The organism is Burkholderia sp. Se-20373 (genome assembly GCF_017104705.1).
In the GTDB taxonomy this organism is placed as follows: domain Bacteria; phylum Pseudomonadota; class Gammaproteobacteria; order Burkholderiales; family Burkholderiaceae; genus Burkholderia.
In genome coordinates this window covers 1-3,527 of sequence record NZ_JAAGPH010000287.1, presented here as the reverse complement: position 1 = coordinate 3,527, position 3,527 = coordinate 1, and the positions used below count along the sequence as shown (strand labels likewise).

The 3,527-nt window shown below is 71.1% G+C and carries 5 protein-coding genes and 1 pseudogene; 3 read left to right on the top strand and 3 right to left on the bottom strand.

Annotation, left to right across the window (positions count from 1 at the left end):
* Together G3N96_RS37985 and G3N96_RS37980 are read right to left on the bottom strand one after the other, a co-directional pair.
* Positions 1-520 (bottom strand): cation:proton antiporter (locus G3N96_RS37985; protein WP_206140420.1); only part of this gene is annotated, 520 nt, incomplete at its 3' end.
* 36 nt (positions 521-556) lie between these two features.
* A complete protein-coding gene (locus G3N96_RS37980) occupies positions 557-913 on the bottom strand; it encodes a DUF3175 domain-containing protein (protein ID WP_206140419.1) in 357 nt (118 codons plus the stop codon).
* 191 nt (positions 914-1,104) lie between these two features.
* On the opposite strand from G3N96_RS37980, the gene G3N96_RS37975 reads away from it, so the two are divergent.
* From G3N96_RS37975 to G3N96_RS37965, 3 genes are all read left to right on the top strand, one after another.
* A complete protein-coding gene (locus G3N96_RS37975) occupies positions 1,105-1,476 on the top strand; it encodes a DUF3022 domain-containing protein (protein ID WP_206140418.1) in 372 nt (123 codons plus the stop codon).
* A gap of 206 nt (positions 1,477-1,682) precedes the next feature.
* On the top strand, positions 1,683-2,036 hold the full coding sequence (locus G3N96_RS37970; protein ID WP_206140417.1) for a DUF1488 domain-containing protein: 354 nt from the start codon (positions 1,683-1,685) through the stop codon (positions 2,034-2,036).
* A gap of 228 nt (positions 2,037-2,264) precedes the next feature.
* Positions 2,265-2,492, top strand: coding sequence for a hypothetical protein (locus G3N96_RS37965; protein ID WP_206140416.1), 228 nt, complete (start codon positions 2,265-2,267; stop codon positions 2,490-2,492).
* Here G3N96_RS37965 and G3N96_RS37960 read toward each other — a convergent pair.
* Positions 2,479-3,527: pseudogene (locus tag G3N96_RS37960) on the bottom strand (malto-oligosyltrehalose synthase); the annotation flags it as partial. The gene G3N96_RS37965 and the pseudogene G3N96_RS37960 sit on opposite strands and share 14 nt — an antisense overlap.

Sequence of the window (3,527 nt, the reverse complement as noted above, 5' to 3'; positions counted from 1 at the left end):
GCCCGGCCAGCGCGAACGGCAGCGCGATCCCGTCGTTCAGGCCGCCTTCGCCCGACAGCGCGAAGCGCACGAGATCGCGATCGCCCGGGTCGTGCACCTGCACGTCGTGCGCGAGCACCGGGTCGGTCGGCGCGAGGATCGCCGCGAGCAGCAGCGCGGGGCCCCCGTCGAGCCCGAGGGCGAGCATCGCGCACGCGGCCAGCAGCGGCACGGTGAGGCCCATCGCGAGCAGGCCGAGGCGGCACGGCACGCGCCACAGGCGGTCGGTGAGCGGTACGCGCAGCCGCAGCCCGATCGCGAACAGCGAGACGAGCAGCGCGATCTCGACGATCTCGCGTAGCAGCCGTGCGTCGCGTTCGAGGTCGAGATCGAGCAGGCCGGCGCCGGCCGGGCCGAGCGCGACGCCGAGCACGAGATAGATCATCGCGGTGCTGACGGGCAGGTGGCGCAGCGCGGACGTCGCGACGCCCATGCCCATCAGCACCGCGCCGACGATTACGTACCAGAGCGCTTCGTGCATGTGTGCCGTGGCAGGCCGATAACGGGTCGCGCGCCGTCAGGGCTTGCGGCCGAACGCCTCGCGCAGCTTCCGCTTCGCGCGTTCGAGCGTGGCGCGGCGCGTTTTCGGCAGGTTCCGGCCCGCGCGGTTCACGTAGAAGTTCAGCATCGACATCGCCGACTGGAACGGCGACGCCTTGCGGCGGCGGCTGTGTTCGGCCGAATGCTTCAGCGACGCGGCGATCGCGGCCGGGTCGTCGGACTTGAAGATGTCCGGCTCGATGTCGAGCGCATCGCTTTTTTGCGTGACGTCGGCGGACCAGCGCTTGCGGTGGTGCGGGTCGGTGCCGCGGGCGCGGCCCGGGCGTCGCGTCAGGTGCTTGCCATGCGCGCGGGTAGCGGTAGCGGAAGGCATTCCATGGGCTCCATTGAGGGTGACAGCGGCGTAGTGACGGGGTGGGCGACGCAAACCGCGTGCCGCGCGGCGGGCGGCGGGCGGCGGGCGGCGCGCGTCATCCGTACGACGAACCCGGGCCGGCCGCGGCACGGGGGTTGCTTCAAACGACGGACAGGACGTGCCATTCCGCCATCACGCAGGAGGACATCATGCAATCGCATTCCCGGATCCGGCTGGAAAACGACGAGATCGACGCCGATGCCGATGGCGACACGATCGACGCCGACGATCTCGATACGACGGTCCATGTCGACGTCGCGACGGGCAGGATCACGTTTCAGGCGGCGTGGGCGGAGGCGGCCGACCCGCCGCCCGAGACCGCCCGGCATTCGGTCATGCTCGTGCTCGACTGCGACACGATGGAGCGCTATGCGGATCTCGACGAAAGCACGCGGATGCGCGTGCACGCGATCCTGCACGCCACGGTGGAGGACCTGCTCGAGCGCCTGCCCGACGAACACGTGACGCTGACGGTCGAGCTCACCGATGCGATGCTCGACGCGGCGCGCCGTCTGCAGTAGCCGGGCGGATCGGTTTTCGATACGCGACTCGCGCGCGCGAACGGAGCGGCGGGCACGTCGCTTGCGGCGCGCGTGGTATTGCACGACACGTGCCACCACGCGGACGGAGGGGCTCATGAGCGGAAGGTTGGGGCATTGCCAGGTAGCCATGCTCGCGGTCGGGGCCGCACCGGTCGATCGCCTTTCGGCGCGGGGCGCCTGAAACCATGGCCGCCGATTCCCCCCGCCGCGTGACACTGGTCGACGAGCCGCCCGTGTTCGACGGGGCGGCGCTGCAGTTGCGTTTCGTCGTCGATGTCGATGGCGAACTGCAAACCTGCGCGATCACGGTCGAAGCGCTGGAAGATCATTTCGGCGCACGCTCCGCGCTGGAGGCCGACTTGCGCGATGCGTTCGAACAGGGCCGCGCGCGCATCGAAGCCGCCTGCGCCGACGTGCTGGGCGACAGCAGCGGCGGCGGCACCGGTAACGGTAACGGCGGCGTGGTGCTGCACAGCGGCTATTTTCGTGCGCCGGCCGGCCGTGCGCGAGCGGGCCTGTTCCGGTCGCGGCGATCCTGACCTGCTGGCGTTCCCCGCGTGTCGTGCGCGGGTTTGCCTCCCGCCGGTTTGTCTCCCGCATTACACGCCGTTGAAAACTTTGCACCGCGCACGCGCCGCCGTGTGGTGCCACATCGCGCCGCGCGCAGGTGGCACGGATGACGAAGCCGCCACGTAACCCGGCATGGTCCCTGCATGCATTGCTGCTCGCCGGCGCGCATCTCGCGCAGCCGCCAACGGGGAACGAGCATGCTGACCGCCCATGAATTCGCCACGCTGCTCCTGGTGCATCGCGCACCGGAGCAGATCCAGATCGACCGCGAGGATATCTTCGCGCTGGTCGAACAGCACCTGATCGTGATGCAGCACGACGACGCGTCCGGCGAGCGCCGGCCTGCGTTGACGGCCGACGGGCTGTCGGTCGTGCAGTGCGTGCAGCGCAACGACGCGCGCGAGCCCGACGTCACCGACGCGTGACGGGCGGATGCGCGGCGACGAGCACCGCGACAGGCAACGAAGCCAGGCAGCGGTCGAGCGGCAAAATGCGTCCCGGCACGTCGACCGCATCCCCCGCATTCAGCCCATCCATCCACGGCCCGTCGATATCGCGCGGCAGCACGACCGCCGTATCGCCCCATCGCCCGGGTTCCACGCGCGGCAATTCCGGCGCTTCGCCGAGCAACCGGCCCGCGAGCCGTGTCGCGACCACCACGACGGTGGCCTCGTCGCTGCACCGCGCGAACGCCACCGCATGACGCCCGAGCGGACCGCGCACGCGCAGCGGCACGTACGCGCCATCCGCGAACGTCGCCGGCCATCGCGCGCGCAGCGCCAGCATGCGCTCGACCAGCGCCCGCTTCACGCGCGCATCGGGCCATGCCGCCAGATACGACGCGACCGGCGCGTCGACCCGCTCGGCCGCGAGCGCCGCGAACGGCACGTCGCGGCGGTTGTCCGGATCGACGAGCGAGTGATCCCATGATTCGGATCCTTGATACAGGTCGGGCACGCCGGGCGAGGCCATTCGCAGCACGGCCTGCGTCAGGCTGTTGACGACGCCGGCCGGCGCGATCCGCGCGACGAACGCATGCAGCCGATGGGCGAAGTCGCCCGGGCCACGCGGCTTCAGGATCGCGCGGACGAACGCTTCGCAATCGCGCTCGTAGCGCATGTCGGGCGCGAGCCAGTCGGTGTGACGCTTCGCCTCGCGCAGCGCTTTCGTCTGCCACTGCACGACGCGTTCGGTGAGCGCCGCGCGCCCCGCCGCGTCGTCGGGCGCGAGTTCGGGCGGCCAGCAGCCAACGAGCGTCTGGTACAGCATCGCCTCGGCGGCCGGCCCCGGCGCCCATGCGAGGTCGCGATGCGCGCCGCCGCGATGCGGCCGGTTGAGCGCGGACCAGTCGAGCGACACCGCGCGCCACGCGTCGGGCATTTCGCTGAGCACGGCCAGCCGCGCACGCGCATCCTCGCCGCGCTTGTGGTCGTGCGTGGCGGTGGATGCTCGTGCGCGGA